Consider the following 26414-nt stretch of genomic DNA (forward strand, 5'->3'; position numbering starts at 1 on the left):
CAGTATAGCGCGTGGGGCGGCGCAGATATTCCCGGCCGCATTCCCGGCCGCACCGCCCGCCAGCAGCGCCAGTGCCAGCGTCACCGCGGAAGGAGGCCTGCACGGTCCTTCGCCCCGAGGACGGCCAGCGCGGCGGCGTCCACCGTCGAGGCGAACGCCGGGTCTGCCTTCGCGCGGGCCACGATCCCGGCCCAGATCCGCGGAGCCAGCTGCTGGTCCGTGCACAGCGCCAGCGTGCCGCCGGCGGCGAGGAAGTCCGCCCCGCGCTGCTCGGGGGCCACGCCGGAGAGCTGGACCGCGTCGCACAGGTCGTCCGAGACCACGATGCCGCGGAAGCCGAGGTCGCCGCGCAGCATGCCCCCGATCACTGTCGGGGAGAAGACTGCGTCGTGCCGCGGGTCGATGGCCGGGTAGGAGGCGTTGGAGAGCATCATCCACGGCGTCCCGGCCTCCACCGCGTCCGCGAAGGGCGCGACGAAGGGATCGTGCCGGCCGGTCACGGTGTCCGTGACGCCGGAGGCCGTGTCGGTGTTCGCCGTGACGCGCCCGAGGCCCGGGAAGTGCTTGGGCACCGCGATGAGGCCGGCGTCGGCCATCCCCTGGGCGAAGGCGATGCCGTGGGCGGAGACCGCCGCCGGGGTGTAGCCGAACTCGCGCTGGAAGTGCCCGATGGGCGTGTTCTGCGGTGCGAATGCCGCGGACGGCACGGTGTCCATGACGGGGGCGAAGTTCACATTGACGCCCGCGGCGGCCAGCTCGCGGCCCCACCCCGCGGCAGCGGCCCGCAGCGCTGCGGGTGCCATGCCCCCCTGCGCGAGGGCCGTGGGCATGTCGGAGAACCCCGGGCCGCGCAGGACCTGGACCTGGCCGCCCTCCTGGTCGGTGGCGATGAACTGTCCCACCCGCCGGGTCCCGGCGTCCGTGGCCTCGGCCCTGATGCCGCGGACGACGGCGGCCACGGCCCCCACGCCGGCGGTCGAGCGGCCCTTGAGGAAGACGTTGCCGATGTGGAGCCGGCGCATGGCGTCGAGGGCCGCGGCGTCGGGACCGGCCGCCGGGGAGCTGACCATGATGATCTGCCCCACCCGCTGCTCGAGACTCATCGAGGCCAGGATCTGGGCCGGGCGGCCTGCGGGGGGGCTCGCCGTCGTGCTCGGACCCCGGGCGGGGGCGGACGACGTCGGCGGCGCACCGGCGGCGCTCGGGGTCACGGTCGGCGTCGGCCGGGTGCTGGCCCCCGAGGGCGAGGCGGTGGCTGGACTGGTGCCCGCCGCGGACGGGGTCGGTCCCGGCGCGGCCGTGGGGCCTGCAAGCAGGCGCGGCAGGATCAGCGCGCCCGCCACCGCGAGCACGGCAACGATGCCCACCGCGACCGCGGCCCAGGCCTTCCAGTTCCTGTGGGGCATGTCCTGTCTCCGGCGCCGTTCCGTCAGCGGCGGTTCCGGGCCCGCATGGCGCGCAGGGCCTCCCGCTTGTCCTGCGCCTCGCGGAGGGCGTGGCGCTTGTCGTAGTCCTTCTTGCCGCGCGCAAGCGCGATCTCGACCTTGGCGCGGCCGTCGCTGAAGTACACCTGCAGCGGCACCACGGTCAACCCCGACTCGTTCACCTTGTGCTCGATCTTCGCGAGCTCCTCCCGGTGCAGCAGGAGCTTGCGCTTCCGCTTGGACGGGTGGTTGGTCCAGGACCCCTGGGTGTACTCCGGGATGTTGACCGCCTCGAGCCACAGCTCGCCCCGGTCGAAGTGGCAGAAGCCCTCGGCGAGGGAGATGTGGCCCTCGCGGAGCGACTTCACCTCGGTGCCCATGAGGACGAGCCCGGCCTCCCAGGTGTCCAGGACCTCGTAGTCGTGCCGGGCCTTGCGGTTGGTGGCCACGACCTTCCGGCCACTCTCTCTGGGCACGGCGGCACTCCTTGCGGATTCGTGATCGGTCTGCGATCAGGGCGGACGTTCGCTGCCGCGGGTGGCGGCACGGGACCTACCAGTCTACAGCAGCCCCATGGGATTGACGGGCTGGCCGTTGAGCCAGGTCTCGAAGTGTGCGTGGCAGCCGGTCGAGTTGCCGGTGTTGCCCGAGTAGGCGATCAGCTGCCCCTGGCTCACCTGCTGGCCCGGCGAGACCACGACGTTCGTGTTGTGGTAGTAGACGGTCGTCAGGGAGTTCCCGTTCACCACGCCGTGGGAGATCATCACCGTCCACCCACCGCCGCCGGTGGTCCATCCGCCGACGGTCACAGTGCCTGCTGCGGCGGCATGGACCGGGGTGCCGCACGCGGCGCCGAAGTCGATGCCGGTGTGCATGTAGCCGCCGGTCCCGTAGAAGTCGATCGTGCCCGGCGGCGTCGCGCGCCAGCCGAAGCCCGAGGTGATGGGGATGTTGCCGTCGAACGGGTGGATGAGCCCGAACGCCGAGGGCGTCACCGCCGCCGACTGCGCCTGGCGCGTCTCCTCCGCGGCCTGGTTGGCAGCGGCCTGGGCTGCGGCCTCGGCGGCCGCCCGGGCCTGGCCGGCGCGGATGGCGGCCTGCCGGGCCTCCTCGGCCCGCTGGGCGGCGATGCGCCGCTGCTCGGCCTCCCATGCCTCGCGGAGCCTGCGGTCGCGGTCCTGGATCTGGGCAGCGACCTGGTCCTGCTGCGCCTTGACGTCGGCGATCTGCTTCTGGATGGCCGGTTTCTGCGCCTCGAGTTCCTTGCTCAGCCGGCCAGTGTCGTCGACCAGCTTGTCCACCGCGGCCTTCTTCGCCGCGGCGTCGTCGCGGGCGGCCTGCTCCTTCTTGAGAGCCTCGTCCGCCTTGCCCTTGAGGTCCTTGATCTCGGCCTCCACGGCCGCGAGGCGCGCCTGCGAGTTCACGTTCGCCGCGTTCTGCTGCGCGAGCTGGTCCAGCGCCGTGTTCTGGCTCTCCATCACGGTGTCCGCGAGGTCGAGCGAACCGGTCAGCGAGCCTGTCTCCCCCGATCCGAGCATGAGCCCGACGTTCGAGGGCACCCCGCCGGACATGTAGGACTCACTCGCGATCTCGCCGATGAGCTTCTTGGTGCTGTCCATCTTGCCGCGGTCGCTCTGGAGCTGGGCCGTGATCTTGGCCTTGCTCTGCTGCGCCGCGTCGACCCGGACGGCCAGCGCGTCGACCTCGTTGCTCGCGGCGGCGACGCGGCCCTGGGCGTCGAGCAGCGCCTGCTGGGCCCCGGGGAGCCGGGCCTGGTACGTCGCGAGGTCCGCGGCCGTCTGCTGGATCCGCCCGTCGAGGAACTCGAGGGAGTCCTTCACCTCCTGGGCGCGCTGGTCCAGCTGGGCCTTCTGGTCGTCGAGGTTGTCCGCCCTCGCCACCGAGCCGGCGAGCGTGAGGGTGACCACAAGCATCGCCGCCGCCGTGAGCCCGGTGGCCCGGCGGAACGCCGTACGGCCTCTCCCGGGCACGAAGCCGGCTCGTGTGGGGACCACCTGCATCGGTCTGCGCTCCTGTCCGTCTAAACCTTGAGATACCGACGCAGGGTCAGCATCGATGAGACGCCCGCGAGGACCACGCCCGTTCCGACGAGCAGGGGCGCGAGCATGAGGGTCTGGGAGGGCGAGATGAACGCCGTCCCGGGGTACTGGGACGTCAGGACGTCACCGAGGAAGAACTTGGCCACGGCCCAGAGGGTGCCCGAGGCGAGCACCGCGCCGATCACGGCCGCGATGGTGCCCTCCAGCACGAACGGGAGCTGGATCATGAGCTTGGACGCCCCGACGAGGCGCATGATCCCGGTCTCACGGCGCCGGCTGAAGGCCGAGAGCCTGATCGTCGTGGCGATGAGGAGGATCGCGCAGACGATCATGACCCCCGCGATGACGATTGCGACGAGCGAGGCGGCGTTCATGACCGAGAAGAGCCGTTCGAGGACCTCCCGCTGGTCGCTGACGAGCCGGACGCCCGGCCGCGAGGAGAAGGTCTCGGAGATGATCTGGTACTTCTGGGGGTCCTTGAGGTTGACCCTGAAGGAGGCCGGGAGCTGGTCCGGTGTCACGGAGTCCACGATCGGGGAGTTCGCGAACTGCTCGCGGTAGTGCTGGTAGGCCTCGTTCTGGGACTCGAAGTGGTAGTCGGACACGTACTGGGCGACGGCCGGGGACGACAGCAGGGCCTCGAGGGACTTGCGCTGGTCGTCGGTCACCGCGCCGGAGACGCAGCCGGGGGCCTTCGAGGTGCCGTTGCACAGGAAGATGGCCACCTGCACGCGGTCGTACCAGTAGCCCTTCATCTGGTTGATCTGCAGCTGCAGCATGCCGGCGGCGCCCACGAACGTCAGCGACACGAAGGTCACGAGCACCACAGAGACGACCATGGTCAGGTTCCGGCGCAGGCCGCTCGCGATCTCGCCGAGGATGAAGGCGGCCCTCATGCGCGCTCTCCCCCGGCCGGGGCCACCGCGGGGATCATCGACGTGTACAGCGCCTTGGCCTCGTCGCGGATCACGCGTCCGTCCACGAGCTCGATCACGCGCTTGCGCATCGAGTTGACGATGTCGGTGTCATGGGTGGCCATCACCACGGTGGTGCCGTTCTGGTTGATGCGGTCGAGGACGGACATGATCCCCTGGGACGTGGTCGGGTCGAGGTTTCCGGTGGGCTCGTCCGCGAGGAGGATCCCGGGGCGGTTCACGACCGCACGGGCGATCGCCACGCGCTGCTGCTCGCCGCCGGAGAGCTCGTGCGGCATGCGGTGGCCCTTGCCCTCCAGGCCCACCGTCTTGAGGACCTCGGGGACGGCGTCGCGGATGATCGCGCGGCTGCGCCCGATCACCTGCATGGCGAAGGCGACGTTGGCGAACACGGTCTTCTGCGGCAGGAGCCGGAAGTCCTGGAAGACGACGCCGATGCCGCGCCGCAGGCGGGGCACGCGCCAGCTCGGCAGCGAGGCCACGTTCTGCCCGGCCACGAGCGCCGCGCCGCTCGTTGCCCGTTCCTCGCGCATGACGAGGCGGAGGAAGGTGGACTTGCCGGATCCCGAGGCGCCGACGAGGAAGGCGAACTCGCCCCGCTCGATCTCGAGGCTGACGGAGTCGAGCGCCGGGCGGGCCTTCCGGTCGTAGACCTTCGTGACATTGTCGAAGCGGATCATTGCTCTCAAACCCGTCGGGACGCACGCGTCCTGAGCCCGGCGCTCGGGCGAGGCTCGGAGGCAGGGGGCGCCGGCTGCTCGACTATAAGCACAAGGGCGGGACGTCCCGGGGTTCTCACCCCGGCGTGTCGGAGTCCCGGGGCGCGGACGCGTCTGCGGCGAGCGGCGCCCCGGCCAGCACGGCCCGCGCCACGGCGGACGCGCCGTCCTCGGTCATGACGATCGTGTAGTGGTTCGTCCCCGGCACGTCGTGCACGTCGATCGCGGGGTGCTCCTGCCGGACGCGGTCCATCACCTCGGCCGGGTAGAGGGGCGGGAGCTGGCCGAGGAGCCCGCGCTCGGCCCGCAGCAGGAGCGTGGGCACGCGGAGCCGGTCGAGGGCGCCCAAGAGCGACTCTCCGCCGTACAGGTCGGCATTGTCGTCAGCGAGGGCGGCCAGGGCGGTGGCGGGGCGCAGGCGGGGCGCGGCGCCGTCGAGGTCGTAGCGGATGTAGTCCTCGAACTCGGGCGTCCAGGCCCCCGTGAACGCCGGATGCGGCCCCCAGTAGTCGAGGTACGCCTCGGGGCTCGTGAACTCCATCCGCAGGCGCTCGGCGGCGGGTCCGAGCAGGGCCTGGAGCGCCTCTTCCGGGCTCATGCCGGGCGGCGGCGCGAGCGGGATGCCGCCGTCCACGAGGACGAGCCGCTCGACGAGCTCGGCATGCCGGTCCGCGAGGACGAGGGACGCGAACGCGCCCATCGAGTGGCCCACGACGACGGCGGGCCGGTCCGCGTCCGCGCCCGCCGCACGCAGCACGGCGGCGAGGTCGTCGGCGTGCTGCGTCATGCCGTAGGGCCCCGGCAGCGCGTTGCTGCGCCCCCGGCCGCGCAGGTCCGGGGCCACCACCCGGGCGACGCCGGGGGCGGAACCCGGCCCCCCGGCGTCGTCCGCGGAGCCCCCCGGCCACTCCGCCGGGGGCGCGAGCAGCGTGCTGGCCACGAACGGCCAGGCGAGGTGGGAGGACGTGACCCCGTGGACGGCGAGGACCGTCTGTCCCCCCTCGCGGCCCCTCCGGGACCACTCTCCGGCGCGCAGCGCACCGCCGCGCACCGCGACGTCGAAGGTGCGGTAGTCCAGGGTCTCACTCATGCGAGCCGTCCTCTCTCGGTCTGTCTGCTGGTGCCGGCGCGGGGGCCAGGCCGCGCTGGATGATGCCCATGAGCTCGTCGAGCACCCGGTCCGGGATCTCCACGCGGGAACCGTCGGCCCCGCGGTCCTCGGCCTCCCACAGGATGTAGCGCATCCCGAAGAGCTCGCCCATGCCCATGAGGGCCCAGGCCGCCACCTCGGGGTCCATGGGCCGGACCTCGCCCGCCTCCTGGGCGGCGGCGAGGCCGTGGACGTAGCTGCGCACGATCTTCTCGTAGTGGCGCCGCTGGGCCGCGGGCGAGACGAACTCGGCCTGCCGGATGATCCGGTACAGCGCAGGGTGCTCCGCGGTGAAGCGGAAGAACGCCCGGAACCCCGCCCGTTCCGCCTCCAGTCGCGTCCCCGCCGCGCGGGCCGCCTCGGTCATCGCGTGCCGGACGCGGGCGTTGAGGTCGTCCACGACTTCGTCGAAGATCTCCTGCTTGCCCGCGAAGTAGAGGTAGAAGGTCCCGAGGCCGATCCCCGCCTGCTCGGTGATCTTCACGATCGAGGCGTCGTGGTAGCCGGCGGAGGCGAAGACGTCCTCAGCGGCGGCGAGCAGCCTCGCCCGGGTCCTCGTGCCGCGGGCGGTGCGGGGCTGGGCGCTCACGCCCGCTCCCCCGTCGCGGACCCTGCGCCGCGCTCTGCCCCGGCCCGCAGCCTGGCCCTCGCGACCTTGTGCAGGCCCGTGCGCGGCACCTCGTCGACGAATTCGATGGTGCGGGGGACCTTGAAGTGCGCGAGGACGCCGCGGAGGTGCTCCGTGAGCTCCTGGGCGTCGGTGGCCGCGCCGTGGCGGGCGACGACGAAGGCCAGGCCCGTCTCTCCCCAGCGTTCGTCCGGGGTGCCGACGACCGCGGCGTCGGCCACCGCGGGGTGCGCGAGCAGGGCCTGTTCGACCTCGGAGGGCGAGACGTTCTCCCCGCCCGAGATGTAGATGTCCTTGAGCCGGTCGACGACGCGGAGGAACCCGTCGGCGTCCCGCTCGACGACGTCTCCAGTGCGCAGCCAGCCGTCCACGAGGACCTCGGCGGTCGCGCCGGGGTCGTCGAGGTAGCCGGCGAACACGCCGGGGCCGCGGACCCACAGCTCGCCGCGTCCCTCGCCCTCGAGCTCCTGGCCGGTGGCGGGGTCCGCGACCGCGATCTCGACGTGCGGGTACGGCGTCCCCGCGGACCCGACGCGGCGCAGCGCCTCCTCGGGAGCCAGGCACAGCACGTTGGGGCCGGCCTCGGTGAGCCCGTAGCCCTGCGTGAGGGCGACGCCGCGGGCGTGCCACGTGCGCAGCAGCGGCGCCGGCATGGGCGCGCCGCCGACCACGGCGCGGTCCAGGCTCGTCAGGTCGGCGCGGGCGAAGCCGGGGTGCTGGGACAGCATGAGGTAGTGGGCCGGGACGCCCATCATGGTGGTGACCCTGCGCTGGGCGATGAGCTGCAGGACGCGGCCGGCGTCGAAGCCGCGCTCGAGGACCACCGTCGCCCCGGTCCACCAGGCCAGGAGGGCGTGGATGTTCCAGCCGCCCACGTGGAACTGCGGCATGATGCACAGCACCACGTCGTCGCGGCCGACCTCCACGGTGCGCGAGAACGAGAGGTTGGTCCAGAAGCAGTTCGCGTGGGTCAGGACGGCGGCCTTGGCGCGCCCCCCGGAGGTCCCGGAGGTGAACACCGCGAGCAGCGGATCGTCGTCGTCCACCCCGCGCCGCGGGACCGCGTCCCCCGCCCGCGGGAGGCCGCGCTCGATCCCCTCGCGGCCGGGCCGCGCAGTCCGCGGCGGCTCGGCGAGGAGCGCGGTCGCGGCGGCGCCGAGTGCCGCATGCTCCGCCTCGATGACCAGGAGCGCGGGTGCGCACACGGCGAGCTGCTCGGCGAGCTCGGCCGGGGCGAGCCGCCAGGACAGCGGGACGAGCGTGAGCCCCGCCTTCGCGCAGGCGAAGAAGACCACCACATGGTCGGCGCTGTTGCCCGTGAGGGTCGCGATCCGCTGCCCCGGGGCGTACCCGGCGTCCGCGAGGGCGTCGGCGAGCGCGGCGGAGCGCTGCTCGAGCTCGCGGTAGGTGAGGGTCACGCCGCGGTCGTCCACTGCGATGCGCTCAGGGGTGCTCCGTGCGCGGTCGGCCGTCCACCGTCCGAGGGTGTGCAGCCCGTCGGCGCCCTGTGCTCTCATGCGTCCTCCAGTACTCGGTCGAGCCGTTCCTCCGGCTCGGGCGCGCGTGCGGCGCCGCGGCGGCGCGGCCGCAGCCTCGCGGCAGCGCCGGCGAGGCCGCCTGGAAGGAACACCACCACGAGGATGAACAGCGTACCGAGGATGAACAGGGGCTCGGACAGCGGGATCCGCAGCACGGGGGGCAGCTCCTTGATGGCCGGCGACGCCGCGAGCGCGGCGAGCCGCTGGTCGAGCAGCGTGTAGAGCACGCCCCCGACCACCGCGCCCCAGCGCGACCCGACGCCGCCGAGCACCACCATGACCAGGAGGGTGATGGTGAAGTCCGAGGAGACCGAGCTCGGCACGGCGCCCGACTGCAGGAGCAGGAAGACCATGCCGGCCACCGCGGCCAGCGCCCCGCCGACAGTGAACACGATCAGCTTCGGAGCGAAGGGGGCCAGCCCCAGCACCCGGGCCCTGAGCTCGTTCTCCCGGACGGCCTCGGCCACGTGGCCGGCCCGGCTGGACTGGATCCACAGCACCACCGCGTAGACCGCCACGAGTGCCGCGAGCGCGAGCCAGTAGAGGTTGCGCGTGTTGACCACGCCGACGAGGGCGTCCGGCAGGTGCTCGGCGGACAGGCTCAGCCCCTCGTCGCCGCCGGTCGCCCCGCCCGGGTTGCGGCGCACGAGCACCGAGCCTGCCTGAGCGAAGGCGAGCGTCACCATCGCGAACGGAATGCCCCCGACCCGCAGGCTGATGCTCCCCACGGCGAGGGCGAGGGCGATGGCCAGCACGAGGGCCAGCAGCACGGCGGGGGCCAGGGGCAGCCCGAGGTGGCCGAGGATCACGGCGAGGCCGTACACCCCGGCGCCGAAGGAGAGGGCGTGGCCGAACGAGAGCAGCCCCGCCGCGCCCAGCAGGAGGTGGTAGCTCAGGGCCGCCGCCGCCATCGCGAAGCACAGGGCGAGCAGCTGCAGCGACCCCGGCGTGTAGGTGGGGCCGGGCAGGACGCCCGGGAGGTCGATCGCGAGGAGCGGCAGCAGGGCCAGGGCCGCGACCGTGGCGGCGCCGCCGGCGACCCGTCCCCACGGCGCGGCGCCGCGGCGGACGCGGGGCCGACGACGTTCTGCCCGGGCGGTCATGCCGCCGCCCCGAGGAGGCCGCGGGGGCGGACGAGCAGCACCACGGCGAGGGCGAGGACGACCACGAAATCACCGATCCCGAAGTAGAAGTTGGCGAACTGCTGGAGCACAGCGACCCCGACCGAGGCGATCGCCGCGCCGGTGAGGGAGCCCAGCCCCCCGATCACGGTGACGATGAACGCGAAGATGAGCAGCGAACCGCCCAGCAGGGGCGAGACGTAGCCGAAGTAGTGGCTCGCGAGCACGCCGCCCAGGCCGGCGGCGGCGCCCCCGATCGCGAAGACGAGCGTGAACGCCTTCCGCACGTCGATGCCGAGCGCCGTCACCATGGCCCGGTTCTCCACGCCGGCGCGGATGATGAGGCCGTACCGGGTGCGGCGGAGGAAGACCACGAGGCCCGCGAGGACGAGGGCGGCGCAGGCGATCGCCACGAACCTGTCGTTGGGAACCTTGGCGCCGAGGATGTCGGTCGTGTCCTTGAACCAGGCCGGGCCGCCGATGTAGACGGCGTCGGTGCCCCAGATCCCGTCGAACAGCGCCACCGTTGCCAGCGAGAGCCCCACGGTGACGAGCACCTGCTCGATATGCCGCAGGTAGAGCGGGCGGATGAGCGCGAGCTCGGTGACCGCGGCGACGACCGCCCCCGCGGCCGCGCCCACCACGAGCGAGAGCAGGAAGGACCACCACGAGTCCGCGCCGAGCCGGCGCGCGGTCTCCCAGCCGAGGAAGGCCCCGAGCGTGAGGAAGGACCCGTGCGCGAAGTTCAGGACGCCCATGAGCCCGTAGATGAGGGACAGGCCCGAGGCCACGAGGAAGTAGAGCGCCCCCAGACCCAGGCCGGTGACGAGCAGGAGGATGACGGTGCTCATCGGGCGGTCTCCTTGGCGTCCCCGCCGACGCCGAGCAGGCGGCGCGTGAGCGGCTCGTCGTCGAGCAGGTCCCGGGCATCGTCGCTGCGGTGCACGACGCGCCCTCCCGAGAGCACGATCGCCCCGGCGGCCAGCCTGCGGACCACCGCCAGGTTCTGCTCGACGAGCAGGATCGGGACCACCCGGGCGGCGGCCTCGAGCGCCACGGCCACCTCCTGGACGACCTTCGGCGCGAGGCCCTTGGTCGGCTCGTCCACGAGCAGGATCCGGTTCTCGTTCAGCAGCGCCCGGGCGAGGGAGACCATCTGCTGCTGGCCGCCCGAGAGCGTCCCGGCCGCCTGATGGGCCCGGCGGACGAGGTCGGGGAACAGGTCCGCGACCAGGTCCCGGCGCTCCTTCGAGCCGCGCCCGCGGACCGAGAGCTGCAGGTTCTCCTGCACGGTGAGCTTGGAGAAGACCTCGCGGTCCTCCGGCACATAGCCCACGCCCCGCTGGACGATCCGGTGGGTCGGCTCCCCGTCGATCCGCTCGCCGGCCAGGGTGACCCGCCCGCGGCGCCCGATCAGGCCGAGGACCGCCTTGATGGTGCTCGTCTTGCCCACGCCGTTGCGGCCGAGCAGGGCGGTCACGCCGCGGTCGGGCACGTCGAACGCGACGTCCTCGACCACCTGCTGGCCGCCCACGTGCGCCGAGAGCCCCTCGATCGCCAGGACCGCGGTCATACGGGCTCCCCCAGGTACGCGGCCTGCACGGTGTCGTCGGCCATGACGGCCTCCGGGGTGCCGATGGCCAGCAGCCGCCCGTGGTGCATGACGGCGACGCGGTCCACGAGCCCGAGGACCACCTCCATGTGGTGCTCGACCATGAGCACGGTGGTCCCGCGGTCCCGGTGGAGGCCGCGGATCACCTCGGTCAGCGCGCCCACGTCGCCCGAGCCGACGCCCGCCATGGGCTCGTCGAGCAGGACCACGCTCGGGTCGGTCGCGAGCATCATCGCGATCTCCACCTTCCTCTTGTCTCCGTGGGAGAGGTCCTGCGCCCGCAGCCCCTCCTTGTCGGCGAGCCCCACCTCGGCGAGCCGTTCGCGCGCGCGGCGGGTGGCGGCGTCGTGCGTCCGCGGGAAGGCGAGGACCGAGAGCGAGCCGCCGAGCCGCGCCTGGGCGGCGAGGCGGACGTTCTCGAGCACGGTGAGGGCACCGAACAGGCTGGAGGTCTGGAACGTCCGTCCCAGCCCCGCCTTGGCCCGCCGGTGCACCGTCAGGCCGGTGACGTCCCGGCCCTCCAGGAGCACGCGGCCCGCAGTGGGCCGGGCGAGGCCCGAGAGGACGTTGAAGAGGGTGGTCTTGCCTGCGCCGTTGGGACCGATCACCCCGAGCATCTCCCCCCGGGCGACGGCGAAGCCGACCTCGGCGAGGATGCTCGCGCCGCCGATCGCGAGCCCGAGGCCCTCCACCGCGAGGGCGGGACGCCCCGGGCCCGCTGCCACGCCTCTCAGCCCTTCTTCTCGGCCGGGGCCACGGCGTCGGCCGGGACCGCCTTGACCAGCTGCGGGGTCCAGGCGCCGTCCTTCTGGACGAGCTTGGCCTGGTACATCGGCTGGACGAGCACGTGGTCCGAGGCCCGCACGCTCTCCTTGCCCTTGGGCCCGTCGAACGAGTAGCCCTCGAGGCCCTTGACCATGTCATCCACCGACGCGCCGGACTTGACGGCCTGGACGATCATCTGGCCGGCCACGAAGCCGTCCGGGGTGAAGAGGTCCGGCTTGGCCCCGGCGGCCTCGACGTCCTTGACCATCTCCTCCTCGACGGCGTTGTTGCCGCCGGCGCCCGGGAAGTAGTGGCTGAGGAAGCTGATCTTGCCGCTCGCGGCGCCGTAGGCCGAGAAGGTCGAGGCGTCGCCCAGACCGGTGACCACGGGGGCGGCGTCGAACACGCCCTGCTGCGTGAGCGACTGCCACATCGCCCCGCTCGTGGCGCCGGCCCACGCGACGAAGGTCATCGCGGGCTTGGCATCGATGATCTGGCGCGCGAACGGGGTGAACTCGGTGGCGTCCTCGGGCACGAGGACCTGCTGCACGGTGGCGCCCTTGGCGCCCAGGACCGCCTTGACGGCCGCGACGTTGCCCTGGCCGAAGGCGTTGTTCTGGGCGAACACCACGATCTTCTTGCCCTGGAGGTTGTCCACGAAGGTGCCGGCCGTCGCCACGTCCTGGAGCGACTGCCGCCCGGAGCGGAACGTGTACTTGTTGACGCCCTGGAGCGCGTCGGTGGCGGCGGGCCCCGAGATGTAGAGGACCTTGTTCTGCTCGGCCTGCTGGGCCAGCTTGAGGGCGACGCCCGAGACGACCGTGCCGGCGAGGATCTTGTAGTCCTTGCCGATGAGGTCCTTGGCCTCGGCGACGGCCTTGTCCGGATCGCCCCCGTCGTCCTGGTAGGTCAGGTTGAGGGTCGCGTTGCCGACCTTGCCGGTGCCCCCGGTCGCGTACTTGATCCCGGCCTGGAGTCCCTGGTAGTACGCCGCGCCGTAGGCGGCGAGCGGGCCCGTCTTGGAGTAGACGATGCCGACGTTGACCGTGCGGGCCGAGTCCGTGCCGCCCGTGGAGGCGCTGGAGGTGCTCGGGGCGCAGCCGGTCGCGGCGAGGCCTGTGGCCAGGGAGGCGGTGAGGAGGAACTTCGTCGTTGCCTTCACGCGGGTGCCTTTCGTGCGGGTGGTTCGGAGGGTTCCGGCGGACTGGCCGGTTCAACATGAAAGGTGATTCAGGTTACGGAAAACGTACGACGGCGAGGGGACGCCGTCCAGGGCCCCTCCCCTTCCGCCGGGGTCGCCCCGTGGGAGCGCGAGGTCACCCCGCGCGCGCACCAAAAAGGCCCGGAGCCTCCGCGAGGAGGCTCCGGGCCCGGGGAACTCGGCGCCGCTCTAGCTCTCGGCGTGCTGCCGCTGGCCGGCGCGCCAGCGGATGCCGGCGTCGATGAAGTCGTCGATGTCGCCGTCGAGGACTGCAGCCGTGTTCCCGACCTCGTGGTCGGTGCGCAGGTCCTTGACCATCTGGTACGGATTGAGCACGTAGGAGCGCATCTGGTCGCCCCAGGACGCCTTGACGTCGCCCGCGAGCGCCTTCTTCTCGGCGTCCTCCTGCTCCTTCTTCAGCAGCAGGAGCCGGGACTGCAGGACGCGCATGGCGGCGGCACGGTTCTGGATCTGGGACTTCTCGTTCTGCATCGAGACGACCAGACCGGTCGGGATGTGCGTGAGGCGCACGGCCGAGTCGGTGGTGTTGACCGACTGGCCGCCCGGGCCCGAGGACCTGAAGACGTCGACGCGGATCTCGTTGTCGGGGATGTCGATGTGGTCGGTCTGCTCGATGAGCGGGATCACCTCGACGGCCGCGAAGGACGTCTGGCGGCGCCCCTGGTTGTCGAACGGGCTGATCCTCACGAGGCGGTGCGTGCCGGCCTCGACGGAGAGCGTGCCGTAGGCGTACGGGGCGTTGACCTCGAAGGTCGCGGACTTCAGGCCCGCCTCCTCCGCGTAGGAGGTGTCCATGACCTTGGTCGAGTAGCCGCGCCGCTCGGCCCAGCGGAGGTACATGCGCATGAGCATCTCTGCGAAGTCGGCGGCGTCGACGCCGCCCGCTCCGGCGCGGATCGTCACGACGGCCTCGCGCTCGTCGTACTCGCCGTTGAGGAGCGTGACGACCTCGAGTTCCTCGAGGGCCTTGCTGATCGAGCCGAGTTCCTTCGACGCCTCGGCGAGCGCGTCGTCGTCGCCCTCTTCCTTGGCGAGCTCCACGAGGACCTCGAGGTCGTCGATCCGCTCCCCGAGCTTCTCGACCCGCTCGAGCTCCGACTGCCGGTGGGACAGCCGGGACGTGACCTGCTGGGCCTTCGAGGGGTCGTCCCACAGGTCCGGGACGCCGGCGGCCTCGCTCAGCTCGGCGATCTCGGCCCGCAGCGAGGCGACGTCCGTGACCTGCTCGATGGAGGAGTGGGTGGCGCGGAGGGCGCGGATCTCTGCGGGGAAGTCGATGTCAGCCATATCCATCCAAGATTACGCCATGGCCGCGGCACGGCCGCGCGCCCGCTCAGTAGCCGGGGGCGGCGGGCATCAGGAAGTACTGCTCGAGGGTCGGCACGCCCCAGGAGCGCATCTGGGCGGCGGCGTTGGTTCCCACGTACCTCAGGTGCCAGGGCTCGAAGGTGTACCCGGTGATCCCCTGGAAGCCGTCGGGATAGCGCACGATGAACCCGTACTTCCAGGCGTTGGCAGCCGCGAACCTCCCGGCGGGGGTGTCACGGAAGCACGCCTGGAGGCCGCAGGGGGCGCCCGGGTTCCCGATGTCCATGGCGAGCCCGGTCTGGTGCTCGCTGAACCCGGGGCGGGCGGAGATCGTGTCGGCGTAGGCCTGGCCGTAGCGGGCCACGTAGGAGGCGTAGAGCGCCGCCTGGTCGCTGTAGGAGCGGTACCCGCTGACGGTGGTGATGGAAACCCCTGCCGCGGCTGCGTCGCCGATCATCCGGCGGAGCGCGCCTGCCGCGTCCGCGCGCATCTGCTGGGTGCCGACCCAGACGAGGGAGGGCGGCGCGTACGCGAGCGGGCTCAGCGACCGCCTCTTGTTCACGGCGACGAGCGGATTCCAGTCCCAGAGGCGGTAGGACATCGGCGCCGTGGGATTCCACGTGATCTGGCCGCCCCAGAAGCTCTGCGTGCACGTGCCCGCGCACGCCTCGGCCGAGGTCGGATAGCCGAAGGGCCCGTTCTCCCACCCGTACGACGCCCAGTACGCCCCGATCGCGCCCCACATCGGGTTCGTTCCGAAGGCCGGCGACCAGTAGACCTTCCCGCCCTGGAAGTCCTGGTAGCAGCCCCCGCCGCGCAGGCCGCAGTGCTCGCTCCCGAGGGCATAGCCGAGGCGCCCGGTCTCCCACCCCAGCGACGCATAGCGCTGCAGGATCGCGCCCCACACCGGGTTGGCCCCGGACGCGGGAGACCAGTAGACCTTCCCGCCCTGGAAGTCCTGGTAGCAGCCCCCGCCGCGCAGGCCGCAGTGCTCCTCGCCCAGCGGGTACCCGAGCTGGCCGGCCTCCCAGCCCAGCCCCGCCCATCTGGCCTCGATGCCTCCCCAGGTCGCGTGGGCTCCGCTCGGGCGCGAGTAGTGGATGCTGCCGCCCTGGTAGTGCCGGACGCACCCGTCGTCCCTGAGCCCACAGCGTCCGGCGTCGGTGGGGCTGCCCAGGCGCCCTGCGCTCCCGCCGAGCCGCTGGTAGGCGGCGTTGATCGCTCCGCCGTCGTCGAGTGCGCTTGCCGGCGAGGCCCCCATCCCACCGGCGAGGAGCACCGCGGCGAGGATCGCCGCGCATCTGCGGAGCAAGGTGGTCATGACGTCCCCTGATCTCGGGCCGGCTGGCGCCGTCCGCTCGTCATCTTTCCGCATCCTAGGGCTGGCCCTGGTGGCCTACAAGGGACCACCGGCCTTCTCCGCGTCACTTCAGGAGCCTCGCCCTCGCGCTGGAGGTCGCCTCGATGGGCACGCCGTCCGGAAGGATGAAGTTGACCACCGGGATCCGGGCGACGGCGGTCAGGGTCACGGTGGCGGTGCGCCCGTCCGGGCTCCCCGTCGCGGCCGCCACGGACAGGCCTTCGAACCGGGCCGCGGAGCCGTCGCGCGCGAGGTACGTCGCCACGACGCCCCGCACGCGCTCCGGCGCGAGGACCGCGGCGGGCGGTCCGTCGCCGGTGGCGGTCTCCGCCAGGGTGAAGCTGTCAGCGGCGGCCACCGCGGCGCCGTCGGCCGCGGAGAGCAGCTTCTTGAACTCGATGTGCACCGCGGAGACGGCCATCACGGTGGTGGCCACGAGGAGGCACAGCACGGTGAACCCGATCGCCAGCACCGTCAGCTGGCCGGATTCGTCCGCGGCACGGCCGCGCTGTGCCAAGCGCAGGACGGCGCGCGCCCGGCCGGTCATCGGAACCTCCCCACGATCTGCGTGGCCGAGGCATCGATCCGGCCGACGGTCAGTCCGAACGCGGAGGTCACCGGGCTGAACGGCAGCGGGACCTCGACGTGCACGGACGCGCGGACCGCCGCGCCCGCCTGGAGGCACGGCTCCCGGTCGCAGGCGACCTCGAGGCGGCTGGACTGCTCGGCGAGCCCGAAGTCCGCCAGTGCCACCCGCACTGACACCGCAGCCGCTGCGTGGGCCGATGACTCATCCGCTGCCCGGGCGAAGGTCTTGGCGGCGTGGTCGGCCGCCGCAGCCGCCGCGAACGAGGCTCCCTGGAGCGCCGCGACGGTGAGGACGAAGTAGACCACCGGGACGAGCAGGAGCACGCCGAGGAAGACGAACTCGACGACGGCGCTCCCGCCCTCCCCCCGGGCATCTCCCCGAATCCTCCGGACCCAGTCACAGCAGCGGCGCATGGCCCGCGACCTCCATCGTCCCGACGGGCCCGATGAGGCCGACGACGGGGATCGGGGCGACCACGCGCACCTCGAGGGTCCGCACGCCGGAGGTCTCGGACCGTCCGACCGCGATGCGCGCCGCGTACTGGGCCCCGACCGCCCCGGTGATGAGGTCGGCGGTGCGCTGCCGGGCGTCGGCTGGCGTCCGGTCGGCGAGCGTCCCGTACCGGGCGCCGGAGGCTGCGGCGTCGATGAGCACGTTCCGCACGTGCAGGACGAGGGCAAGCTGGACGACGGCGAGCGCCAGCGCCGTCAGCAGTCCCCCGACCATGACGAAGTCGGCCACGGCGGAACCGCGCTCGTCCGTCGCGCCGCCGCGCAGACGCGGGCCCATCGCTACTTGCTGACCCGGCTGATGGCTTGGTTGAAGAGGCCCTCGAGGGCAGGTCCTGCCACGGCGAGGAGCCCCATGACGAGGACTGCCGACATGAGCGTGATCATGACCCAGCCGGGCACGTCGCCCCGCTCTCTGGGGCCCTGGGCCAGGCGCTGCGTCAGCGTGGCGGCGAGCATCGAGAGCGCGATGCCGGCGCGCGTCAGGGCGGTCCTGCGGATGGTCGGTTTCATGTCGGTTCCCTTTCCCCCGATCGGGTGCTGCGTGAGTGCGGTGAGTCGATGGTCAGAAGCCCAGGGTGATGGCGGCGACGCCGGGATAGACCGCGAAGACGACGGTCAGGGGAAGGACGCCGAAGACAAGGGGCACCATCATGCCGATCTCCTTCTTTCCGGCGGCTTCCATGAGCTCTCGTTTGGCCACATCGCGGACGTCCTGGGCCTGGGCCCGGAGGACGTCGGCGAGCGGCGTGCCACGTTCGATGGCGATCACCAGGCCGTCGACGAAGCGCGAGATCGGCGCGAGGCCGAGGCGATCGCCCATCGCCTGCAGGGCCTCCACGAGCGGAGTCCCGGAGCGGGTATCCGCGAGGACTGCCCTGAACTCGCGGGCCAGCTCCCCACGGGAGACCCGCGCCGTGCGGTCCAGTGCCCCCGCCGCCGTCTCCCCCGCGCCGACGGCCAGGGCCATCATGTCGGCGATCGAGGGGAACTCCGCGAGGATGCGCTGCTTTCGCCTGCTGATGGCCAGGCCGAGCACGTAATCACGCGCCATGAATCCGACTCCCGTGGCCACAAGGACCATCAGGACCGCGAAGAGTGCATTGAGTCTCCCGGCGAACGCCGCCGTCACCGAACCGAGCGCTGCGAGCGCGAAGGCGGCCCCCGCCCAGAGGAGCTGCTCGGCCCTGAAGTCCACCGCGCTCTTCCCTGAACCGGCCTGCGCGAGGCGTCGGGCCAGCGCGGCGTTCCCGAGGTTCAGCCGGCCGAGCGATCCCGCGGCGTCGCGCAGGAGCGGGCGGAGGATCTGTTCGAGCGGTCCGAACGGAGTGATGTTCGCTTCGGCATCCTGCAGAAGGCGCGAACGCCGGTCTGCCGATCGCAGCTGGGGAGCGACCCGCTCAGTGAAGGTGGTCCGCCGCATCACGGGCAGCCGTACGAACGCCAGCCAGAGGCCAACCCCGCCGGCGGCGCCCGCGAGCACGGCCAGCGCCATCGTGCCGCTCATCGGAGCACCCGCTCTTCCTCGGGGAGCGCCGCGATGCGGAGCATGAGCCGGTAGCAGAACGCAGAGACCCCGAGTCCGACCAGGAGCACGGCGAGGCCGGTGGCCCGGGCGTAGGCGACCATGGCCTCCGGCCTCGCGGACATCAGCAGGAGCACGATCCACGGCGCCGCCACGGCGAGGCGGGCGGCATTGACGGTCCAGGACTGGCGCGCCTCGAGCTCGCTGCGGGTCCGCGCGCTCTCCCTGAGGAACTCTGACAAGGTGCCCAGCAGCCGGCCGAGGTCAGAGCCGCCGACCTCGCGCGTGAGCCGCAGGGCCTCGACGATCCGGTCGGCGACCGGGTCTCCGAGCCTGTCCTTGAGCCGGTCGAGCGCGAGCCCGAAGCTTCCGCCGGAGCGGTAGTCCGCGGCGAAGTCGAGGAAGACGCCGCGCAGCGGTTCGGGCCCCTTGTAGCCGAGCTGCATGAGCGCTTCGGGGAGCGAGAGGCCTGCCCGGATTGCGGAGCGGAGGTGGTCCACGACGTCGGGCCAGAGCTCCCGCAGGACAGCGGAGCGGCGCTTCGCCTGCCAGCGGACGAGGGCCGCCGGCAGCCCCGCCGCGAAGAGCCCGAAGCACAGCGCCACGGGGGCGGCAGCGGTCACCACGAAGAACGCCAGGGCCACGAAACAGCCGAGCCCCGCGCTCGAGAAGACGAGTCCCGCGGGCGAGACCCGCTCGAGCCCCGCCTGCGCGATGAGCCGCCGGAGCCTGCCGGGCGCCCGGGCCTCGGACGACCGCACCGGCAGCGGCCAGAAGGACCACCAGACGAGGAAGAGACCGATCCCGCCCGCGAGCCCCACCGCCGCCGCCATCAGGCGGCCTCCAGGAGCTGGAGCACGTCGATGCCCGCGCGCTCGAACTTCTCGGTGGCCGGCATTCCCGTGGGCCGGGCCCGCAGCGCGCCGTCCGCGTCGAGCGCGAAGACTGAGGAAGTCTCGATGATGCCGTCCTCGACGCGCTGCCCGACCGCCAGGATCTCGGTGACCTGGCGCCGCCCACTGGTGTGGCGGCTGCAGTGCACCACGACGTCGATGCAGGCGGCGACGGTCGGCACGACGAACGACGAGGAGATGTTCGCCCCGGCAAGGAGCGGAAGGGTGCACAGCTTCGTGACCGCGGCGCTCGCCGAATTCGCGTGGACGGTGCACATCCCCGGCAGCCCGGAGTTGAGTGCGATCAGCATGTCGAGGCTCTCGGCCTCGCGGACCTCGCCGACGACGAGTCGGTCCGGCCGCATCCGCAGTGCCTCTTTCACGAGCCGCCGGAGCGGGATCTCGCCACTGCCCTCGAGGTTGGGCTGGCGGCATTGGAGGCCGACGACGTCGCGCAGAGGAAACTGCAGCTCGAAGATCTCCTCGACCGTCACGACCCGCTCCCGTGAGCCGATCGCAGCACCGAGGCAATTGAGCAGGGTTGTCTTGCCCGCCTGGGTAGCGCCCGAGACCAGGATGTTCAGGCCCCCGGCGACTGCGGCCGAGAGGAACCTCGCCGCCTGATGGCTCAGGGAGCCGAGCTCGACGAGGTGCTCGAGGCGGCTCGCCTTCACGACGAATTTCCGGATGTTTACGGCCCAGTGGCGTCGGGTCACATCCGGGATGACGACGTGCAGGCGCGAGCCGTCGGGGAGCGCCGCGTCGACGAAGGGGCTCGAGAGGTCGAGGCGCCGGCCCGAGGATTTGAGCATCCGTTCGACGAGGTCGCGCACCTCCTGCTCAGTGAGGGTGAGGCCCGTCAGCTCGGATTCCCCCTCCCTGGCCACGTAGACCTCGTGCGGGGCGTTGAGCCAGATCTCCTCGATGGTGGGGTCGTCCAGGAACGGCTGGAGCGGGCCGAAACCGGCGACCGCGTCGAAGACCGCCCTCCGCGCGGCATCGAGCGGGCCGAGCGGCGGCACGGCCCCCCGGAGCGCACGCTCGTCGTAGTCCACCACTGCCGCGTCGACGAGGCGCCGGACCTCGCCGCCCTCCCGCAGGGGATCGACGCCACGGAGCCTGATGAGCTCTCTGACCTCGCCCTCGACCATGCGCAGAGCATCCACAGACTTCCCCCCCGGGTGCGCCCTTCGCGCCGGGCCCCTACCCGGCAGCAGCCTCAGCCTAACGGATTCTGTAAACCGCCGTCCCGGCCTGCGCGAGCCCTGTGGACAACTCTGCGGTCACCCCGCGGCGTCCCCCTCCTCCTCGGCCAGTGGGCGGTCGTGGAGGCGGTCGGTCCAGGGGGTGGGGTGGAAGCCGGTGGCTGTGATCTTGGCCAGGTCCAGGGTCGAGCGGAGGGGGCGTGGGGCGGCGGCCCTGCCGGCGAAGTACTCGGCGGTGGAGACGCGGTGGACGCGGGCGGGGTCGGTGCCAGCAGCGGCGAAGACGTCGGCGGCGATGTCGGCCCAGCTGGCCTCTGGGCCCGCGCCGGTGAGGTTGTAGGTCCCGTAGGGGGCGTTGCCCTCGAGCAGGTGGCGGATGCCGGCGGCGAGGTCCGCGGTGAACGTCGGGCGGCCGATCTGGTCCTCGACCACGGAGGGCTCGATGCCGCGGCGGGCGAGGTCTGCCATGGTGGCCACGAAGTTCGTGCCCTCGCCGATGACCCACGAGGTCCGCACGATGTAGTGCCGGGGCGCGACGGAGGCCACGGCGTCGCCGGCGGCCTTGGTCTGCCCGTAGACGCCGAGGGGGGAGAACGGCTCGTCCTCGGTGTGGAGGGCCTCGGCGCCGTCGAAGACGTAGTCGCTGGAGACGTGGACGAGGGTGAGCCGGTGCTCGACCGCGATCCGGGCGAGCTGCGCGACGGCGGCGACGTTGACGGCCCACGCCGTCCGGCGCCCCTGCGGCGTCTCGGCCGCGTCGACGGCGGTGTAGGCGGCGGCGTTGACGACCGCCGAGTAGTCCTTCCAGTTCCGGTCCGCGTACGAGGCCGGGTCGGCGAGGTCGAACTCGCCGCGCGCGGCGAACTCGAGGTGCGCGGCGCCGTCGTACTCCGCGCGGAGGGCCTTGCCGAGCTGGCCGTCCGCGCCGAGCACGAGGATCTTCTTCGGCTGCATCGGGGTGACGTCGGCCAGGCGCGGGTGGGCGCGGTCCTTCTCCGAGAGCTCGGCGCGGTCGAGGGGAATGGGCCAGGCGATGGCGGCGGTCTCGTCGGCGAGGTTGAGGAAGGTGTACTCCCCCTGCGCGGCGGCGGACCAGTGGTCGTTGACGAGGTACGTGTAGGCGGTGCCGTCCTCGAGCGTCTGGAACGCGTTGCCGACCCCGCGCGGGACGAAGATCGCCGTCGACGGGTCGAGCTCGGCGGTGAACACGGCCCCGAACGAGGGCCCCTCGCGCAGGTCCACCCATGCGCCGAAGACCCGCCCGGTGGCGACGGAGATGAACTTGTCCCACGGCTCGGCGTGGATGCCGCGGGTGGTGCCGGCCGTGGCGTTGAAGGAGATGTTGTTCTGCACCGGCCCGAAGTCGGGCAGCCCGAGGGTGGCCATCTTCTCCCGCTGCCAGTTCTCCTTGAACCAGCCGCGGCTGTCCCCGTGGACGGGGAGGTCGTAGAGGACGACGCCGGGAATGGGCGTCCCGTGCGCGGCGAGGGGCTTGGAGAATCCGAGCTGGCCGTCCACCGCGCTCACTGGCCCTGCTCCTTCTTCTGTTCCTGCTCCTGATAGCGGGCCTCGGTCGCGGCCTTCTGCGGCCGCCACCAGGCCTCGTGGTCGCGGTACCACTGGACCGTGGCCGCCAGGCCCGCCTCGAAGTCGCCGAAGCGGGGCTCCCAGCCCAGCTCGGTGCGCAGCTTGGTGGAGTCGATCGCGTACCGCAGGTCGTGCCCCGGCCGGTCGACGACGTGGTCGTACGCGTCCGGGGAGTGCCCCATCTCCTTCAGGATCAGCTCGACGACGCTCCTGTTGTCCTTCTCCCCGTCGGCGCCGATGAGGTAGGTCTGCCCGATCCGGCCCTTCTCCAGGATCGTCAGGACGGCGGAGGAATGGTCGTCCGCGTGGATCCAGTCCCGCACGTTCCGGCCCTCGCCGTAGAGCTTGGGCCGCACCCCGTCGAGGACATTGGTGATCTGGCGCGGGATGAACTTCTCCACGTGCTGGTAGGGGCCGTAGTTGTTCGAGCAGTTGCTGATCGTGGCCTGCAGGCCGAAGGAGCGCACCCACGCCCGCACGAGCAGGTCCGAGCCGGCCTTCGTGGACGAGTACGGGCTCGAGGGGTTGTACGGGGTCTGCTCGGTGAACCTCTCCGGGTCCTCCAGCTCGAGGTCGCCGTAGACCTCGTCCGTGGAGATGTGGTGGAACCGCGTCCCATGCCGGCGGGCGGCCTCGATCAGCGTGTACGTGCCGATGATGTTGGTGTCGAGGAACGGCCTCGGATCGTGGAGCGAATTGTCGTTGTGGCTCTCCGCCGCGTAGTGCACCACCGCGTCGGCGCCCGCGACGAGCCCGTCAACCAGTGCGGCGTCGGCGATGTCGCCCTTGACGAAGTGGAACCGCGCCCCCGGCAGCCCCCGGAGGGAATCGAGGTTCCCCGCATACGTGAGCTTGTCCAGCACCGTCACGTCATAATCCGTGTGCCGCAGAACAAAGTGGACGAAGTTCGAGCCGATGAAACCGGCCCCCCCAGTGACGAGCAATCGCATGAAATGAATCTAACGGTTGGGAAAGTCCCTCCGGAACCGACATGATGACCGTTATGAAGGGAATCATCCTGGCCGGGGGAACAGGGTCCAGACTCCACCCCATCACGCTCGGCGTCAGCAAGCAGCTTGTCCCCGTCTACGACAAGCCCATGGTCTACTACCCGCTCTCCACGCTCCTGCTGGCAGGGATCCGGGACATCCTCGTCATCACCACCCCCGACGACGCCGCGCACTTCCGCCGCCTCCTCGGCGACGGGGCCGACTTCGGGATCTCCATCAGCTACGTCCAGCAGCCCTCCCCCGACGGCCTCGCCCAGGCTTTCCTCCTCGGCGAGGACCACATCGGCAACGACACCGTCGCCCTCGTCCTCGGCGACAACATCTTCTACGGCCCCGGCATGGGCACCCAGCTGCGCCGCCACCAGGACATCGACGGCGCCGCCGTCTTCGGCTACTGGGTCAAGGACCCCAGCGCCTACGGCGTCGTCGAATTCGACCAGGACGGCCGCGCCGTCTCGCTCGAGGAGAAGCCCGCCAGCCCCAAGAGCAACTACGCCGTCCCCGGGCTCTACTTCTACGACAACGACGTCGTCGCCATCGCCAAGTCCCTCAAACCCTCCGCACGCGGCGAGCTCGAGATCACCGACGTCAACCGCACCTACCTCGAGGCCGGAACCCTCCAGGTCGAGGTCCTCCCCCGCGGCACCGCATGGCTGGACACCGGGACCTTCGCCGACCTCAACGACGCCTCCAACTTCATCCGCACCATCGAGAACCGCCAAGGCCTCAAGATCGGCGCCCCCGAAGAGATCGCCTGGCGCCAGGGCTTCCTCACCGACGACGAACTCCGCGCCCGCGCCACCAAACTCGCCAAGAGCGGCTACGGCAGCTACCTCCTCGGCCTCCTGGGCGGCTGACCCGGGGCACCGCAGCGGGCAGAATTATCTGCACTATCATTATTCACACTGGCCACGCAATTCACTTCAACAACATGTGTGCTACGCTCGCCGAGCGCCCCGGAGTCTTTGGCTCCTGAAGCTCTTGGAGATACGCCATGCTGCACACGTTCTGGACCAGCCGCCGAAACCGGGTCCTTCCCGCCACGGCGATCAGCGCGGTCCTCGCCGTAGGATTCCTCCTCGGCCCACTCCTGCCGGCCAGCGCCGACACCGCGCAGCCAACCTCGCCTGCCACCCCGAGCCCGACCTCCCCCGCGCCGAAGCCCGGCGCACCGGTGCCCGGGCCGGCCACGAGCCCGTCGGCGACCCCACCAGTCGTCCCCGGGCCGCCGCCGTCGTCCGCGCCGCCGGTCAAACCCGGCACCCGCGACCCAGAGGACGCTGGCAAGGATCCCTCGGCGCGCGCCGCGATGCGCAGCCTCATCGGCCCGGGGGCCAAGATGGGCCAGGCGAACCCGCAGTCGAAGAACAAAGGCGGGAACAACGCGCGCGGGATGGGCGTCCCGAGCCTGCTCCCCGGAGCGTGGCAGCCCGCCTGGGGCATCTCCGGCGTCGACGTGAGCGCCTACCAGACGAGCCTCGACTGGGGCAGCATGTACGGCCAAGGCGTCCGGTTCGCCTACGTGAAGGCCTCGGAGGGCAACTACTACACCAACAGCCTGTTCTCCTCGCAGTACTTCGGCTCCCAGAGCGCGGGCATGATCCGCGGGGCCTACCACTTCGCCATCCCGAACTGGTCTTCGGGCGCCGACCAGGCCAGGTACTTCGTCAGCAACGGCGGCGGCTGGACCCCGGACGGCATCACGCTCCCGCCGGTGCTCGACATCGAGTACAACCCCTACGCGGGACAGACCATCAACGGCGTCTACATGGGCAACACGTGCTACAGCATGAGCCCCGCCCAGATGGTCGGCTGGATCAACGACTTCTCGAACACCGTCCTCAGCCTCACCGGCCGCCGGCCGATGGTCTACTCCACGAGCGACTGGTGGGGCTCGTGCACCGGCAACTCCGCCGCCTTCTCGAACAACCCGCTCTGGATCGCGGCGTACAACACCTCGGGCCCGGGCACGCTGCCCGCCAGCTGGGGCAACTTCAGTGTCTGGCAGTACAGCTCGAGCGGCCCGTTCCCCGGCGACTCCAACGTCTGGAATGGCGACTACTCGGGGCTCAAGCGCTTCGCCACCTACGGCGACGCCGATCCGAGCGCCTCCATGGGCGCCGCCGCCAGCGCCTATACCGGCCTGGGCGGCCAGACATCCGGGATCGCATGCGGGCTGAAGAACGGCGGCTGCTACCAGTTCTTCCAGAACGGGGCCCTCAACTGGAGCTCCGCCACGGGGGCACGGCCCACCTACTACGGGGCAGTCCGGACGGCGTGGGCCAACAGCGGCTACGAGAACGGCGCGCTCGGCTACCCCACCACTGACCAGATCTGCGGGCAGCTCAACGGCGGCTGCTACCAGATGTTCCAGGGCGGAGCTATCAGCTACAGCCCGGGCACGGGCGCCCAGCTGAGCCTGTACGGACCGATCCGTGACGCGTGGGGCGCGAACGGCTTCGAACGGGGCATCCTCGGCTACCCCACCACGGGCAAGGTCTGCGGCCAGGTCAACGGCGGCTGCTACCAGATGTTCCAGGGCGGCGGCATCAACTGGACCTCGGCGACGGGCGCCCAGCTGAGCATCTACGGACCCATCCGGGACGCGTGGGGTGCCAGCGGCTTCGAGAACGGCTCGCTCGGCTACCCCACCACGGGCAAGGTCTGCGGCCAGGTCAACGGCGGCTGCTACCAGATGTTCCAGGGCGGCGGCATCAACTACAGCCCCGCCACCGGGGCCCAGCTGAGCCTGTACGGGCCGATCCGCAACGCCTGGGGAGCCAACGGCTTCGAGAACGGCAAGCTCGGCTACCCCACCACCGGCAAGATCTGCGGCCAGGTCAACGGCGGCTGCTACCAGATGTTCCAGGGCGGCGGCATCAACTACAGCCCCGCCACGGGCGCGCAGCTGAGCACGTGGGGGGCGATCCGCAACGCCTGGGCCGCAACCGGCTTCCAGGACGGCCGCATGGGCTATCCCACCTCCAGCGGCGAGACGTGCGGCCTCGTCAGGGGCGGCTGCTACCAGATGTTCCAGGGCGGCGGCATCGTCTGGAGCCCGGCCACCGGCGCCCAGCTGAGCACGTGGGGGGCGATCCGGAACGCGTGGGCGAACCTCGGCTTCGAGAACAGCCGGCTCGGGTACCCCACGACCTCCGAGATCTGCTCGTCCTCGAGCTCGTGCTACCAGAACTACCAGGGCGGCACGATCTCGTGGACCGCGACCGGCGGGGCCGTCGTCTCCTATTCCTGAG

At 71.7% G+C, this 26414-nt stretch carries 26 protein-coding genes; 2 read left to right on the top strand and 24 right to left on the bottom strand.

Going from position 1 to position 26414, the window contains the following annotated elements:
- Positions 1-80: 80 nt before the first annotated feature.
- The 24 genes from J2W20_RS01160 to rfbB form a co-directional block, all read right to left on the bottom strand.
- Positions 81-1406 (bottom strand): glycoside hydrolase family 3 N-terminal domain-containing protein, encoded by a 1326-nt coding sequence (locus J2W20_RS01160; protein WP_307003853.1) that lies wholly within the window; start codon positions 1404-1406, stop codon positions 81-83.
- Positions 1407-1429: 23 nt separating this feature from the next.
- On the bottom strand, positions 1430-1900 hold the full coding sequence (gene smpB / locus J2W20_RS01165; protein ID WP_307003855.1) for an SsrA-binding protein SmpB: 471 nt from the start codon (positions 1898-1900) through the stop codon (positions 1430-1432).
- A gap of 84 nt (positions 1901-1984) precedes the next feature.
- Positions 1985-3445 (bottom strand): M23 family metallopeptidase, encoded by a 1461-nt coding sequence (locus J2W20_RS01170; protein ID WP_307003856.1) that lies wholly within the window; start codon positions 3443-3445, stop codon positions 1985-1987.
- A 20-nt stretch (positions 3446-3465) separates the two neighbouring features.
- Positions 3466-4380 (bottom strand): permease-like cell division protein FtsX, encoded by a 915-nt coding sequence (gene ftsX, locus J2W20_RS01175; protein ID WP_307003858.1) that lies wholly within the window; start codon positions 4378-4380, stop codon positions 3466-3468.
- On the bottom strand, positions 4377-5099 hold the full coding sequence (ftsE, locus tag J2W20_RS01180) for a cell division ATP-binding protein FtsE (protein WP_307003860.1): 723 nt from the start codon (positions 5097-5099) through the stop codon (positions 4377-4379). Before ftsE ends, ftsX begins: the two co-directional genes overlap by 4 nt.
- Positions 5100-5214: 115 nt before the next feature.
- Complete coding sequence (locus tag J2W20_RS01185) at positions 5215-6228, bottom strand: alpha/beta fold hydrolase (RefSeq protein WP_307003863.1); 1014 nt, start codon at positions 6226-6228, stop codon at positions 5215-5217.
- On the bottom strand, positions 6221-6877 hold the full coding sequence (locus J2W20_RS01190) for a TetR/AcrR family transcriptional regulator (RefSeq protein WP_307003864.1): 657 nt from the start codon (positions 6875-6877) through the stop codon (positions 6221-6223). The genes J2W20_RS01185 and J2W20_RS01190 overlap by 8 nt, the downstream gene beginning before the upstream one ends.
- On the bottom strand, positions 6874-8433 hold the full coding sequence (locus J2W20_RS01195) for an AMP-binding protein (RefSeq protein ID WP_307003867.1): 1560 nt from the start codon (positions 8431-8433) through the stop codon (positions 6874-6876). Before J2W20_RS01195 ends, J2W20_RS01190 begins: the two co-directional genes overlap by 4 nt.
- Positions 8430-9557 carry a branched-chain amino acid ABC transporter permease gene (locus J2W20_RS01200; RefSeq protein WP_307003869.1) on the bottom strand — a complete coding sequence of 376 codons (1128 nt, stop codon included), beginning with the start codon at positions 9555-9557 and terminating at the stop codon, positions 8430-8432. Before J2W20_RS01200 ends, J2W20_RS01195 begins: the two co-directional genes overlap by 4 nt.
- Positions 9554-10426, bottom strand: a complete 873-nt coding sequence (locus J2W20_RS01205) for a branched-chain amino acid ABC transporter permease (protein ID WP_307003871.1) — start codon at positions 10424-10426, stop codon at positions 9554-9556. The genes J2W20_RS01200 and J2W20_RS01205 overlap by 4 nt, the downstream gene beginning before the upstream one ends.
- Positions 10423-11148 (bottom strand): ABC transporter ATP-binding protein, encoded by a 726-nt coding sequence (locus tag J2W20_RS01210; RefSeq protein ID WP_307003873.1) that lies wholly within the window; start codon positions 11146-11148, stop codon positions 10423-10425. The genes J2W20_RS01205 and J2W20_RS01210 overlap by 4 nt, the downstream gene beginning before the upstream one ends.
- Positions 11145-11912, bottom strand: a complete 768-nt coding sequence (locus J2W20_RS01215; RefSeq protein ID WP_307003875.1) for an ABC transporter ATP-binding protein — start codon at positions 11910-11912, stop codon at positions 11145-11147. Before J2W20_RS01215 ends, J2W20_RS01210 begins: the two co-directional genes overlap by 4 nt.
- 5 nt (positions 11913-11917) lie before the next feature.
- Positions 11918-13114, bottom strand: coding sequence for a substrate-binding domain-containing protein (locus J2W20_RS01220; protein ID WP_307003877.1), 1197 nt, complete (start codon positions 13112-13114; stop codon positions 11918-11920).
- A 228-nt stretch (positions 13115-13342) separates the two neighbouring features.
- A complete protein-coding gene (gene prfB, locus J2W20_RS01225) occupies positions 13343-14461 on the bottom strand; it encodes a peptide chain release factor 2 (RefSeq protein WP_307003879.1) in 1119 nt (372 codons plus the stop codon).
- Positions 14462-14507: 46 nt separating this feature from the next.
- A complete protein-coding gene (locus tag J2W20_RS01230; RefSeq protein ID WP_307003880.1) occupies positions 14508-15803 on the bottom strand; it encodes a D-alanyl-D-alanine carboxypeptidase family protein in 1296 nt (431 codons plus the stop codon).
- 103 nt (positions 15804-15906) lie between these two features.
- Positions 15907-16389: a pilus assembly protein TadG-related protein gene (locus J2W20_RS01235; RefSeq protein ID WP_307003881.1), complete on the bottom strand. Its 483-nt coding sequence runs from the start codon at positions 16387-16389 to the stop codon at positions 15907-15909.
- Positions 16386-16844 (bottom strand): hypothetical protein, encoded by a 459-nt coding sequence (locus tag J2W20_RS01240; RefSeq protein WP_307003883.1) that lies wholly within the window; start codon positions 16842-16844, stop codon positions 16386-16388. Before J2W20_RS01240 ends, J2W20_RS01235 begins: the two co-directional genes overlap by 4 nt.
- Positions 16828-17220: a TadE/TadG family type IV pilus assembly protein gene (locus tag J2W20_RS01245; protein ID WP_307003885.1), complete on the bottom strand. Its 393-nt coding sequence runs from the start codon at positions 17218-17220 to the stop codon at positions 16828-16830. Before J2W20_RS01245 ends, J2W20_RS01240 begins: the two co-directional genes overlap by 17 nt.
- Positions 17221-17222: 2 nt before the next feature.
- Entirely contained in the window at positions 17223-17453 is a 231-nt protein-coding gene (locus J2W20_RS01250) for a hypothetical protein (RefSeq protein ID WP_307004733.1), read from the bottom strand.
- 52 nt (positions 17454-17505) lie between these two features.
- Positions 17506-18447, bottom strand: coding sequence for a type II secretion system F family protein (locus tag J2W20_RS01255; protein WP_307003887.1), 942 nt, complete (start codon positions 18445-18447; stop codon positions 17506-17508).
- Positions 18444-19298, bottom strand: a complete 855-nt coding sequence (locus J2W20_RS01260; RefSeq protein ID WP_307003889.1) for a type II secretion system F family protein — start codon at positions 19296-19298, stop codon at positions 18444-18446. Before J2W20_RS01260 ends, J2W20_RS01255 begins: the two co-directional genes overlap by 4 nt.
- Entirely contained in the window at positions 19298-20524 is a 1227-nt protein-coding gene (locus J2W20_RS01265) for a CpaF family protein (RefSeq protein WP_307003891.1), read from the bottom strand. Before J2W20_RS01265 ends, J2W20_RS01260 begins: the two co-directional genes overlap by 1 nt.
- A 117-nt stretch (positions 20525-20641) precedes the next feature.
- A complete protein-coding gene (locus J2W20_RS01270; RefSeq protein ID WP_307003893.1) occupies positions 20642-22090 on the bottom strand; it encodes a bifunctional dTDP-4-dehydrorhamnose 3,5-epimerase family protein/NAD(P)-dependent oxidoreductase in 1449 nt (482 codons plus the stop codon).
- Positions 22087-23100: a dTDP-glucose 4,6-dehydratase gene (rfbB, locus tag J2W20_RS01275; protein WP_307003895.1), complete on the bottom strand. Its 1014-nt coding sequence runs from the start codon at positions 23098-23100 to the stop codon at positions 22087-22089. The genes J2W20_RS01270 and rfbB overlap by 4 nt, the downstream gene beginning before the upstream one ends.
- Before the next feature lie 53 nt (positions 23101-23153).
- Between rfbB and rfbA the strand changes: the two genes are divergently transcribed.
- Together rfbA and J2W20_RS01285 are read left to right on the top strand one after the other, a co-directional pair.
- A complete protein-coding gene (rfbA, locus tag J2W20_RS01280) occupies positions 23154-24017 on the top strand; it encodes a glucose-1-phosphate thymidylyltransferase RfbA (protein ID WP_307003897.1) in 864 nt (287 codons plus the stop codon).
- Between the two features lie 137 nt (positions 24018-24154).
- A complete protein-coding gene (locus tag J2W20_RS01285) occupies positions 24155-26413 on the top strand; it encodes a GH25 family lysozyme (protein WP_307003899.1) in 2259 nt (752 codons plus the stop codon).
- Position 26414 lies beyond the last annotated feature (1 nt).

This window comes from Sinomonas atrocyanea, from assembly GCF_030812675.1.
In the GTDB taxonomy this organism is placed as follows: domain Bacteria; phylum Actinomycetota; class Actinomycetes; order Actinomycetales; family Micrococcaceae; genus Sinomonas; species Sinomonas atrocyanea_B.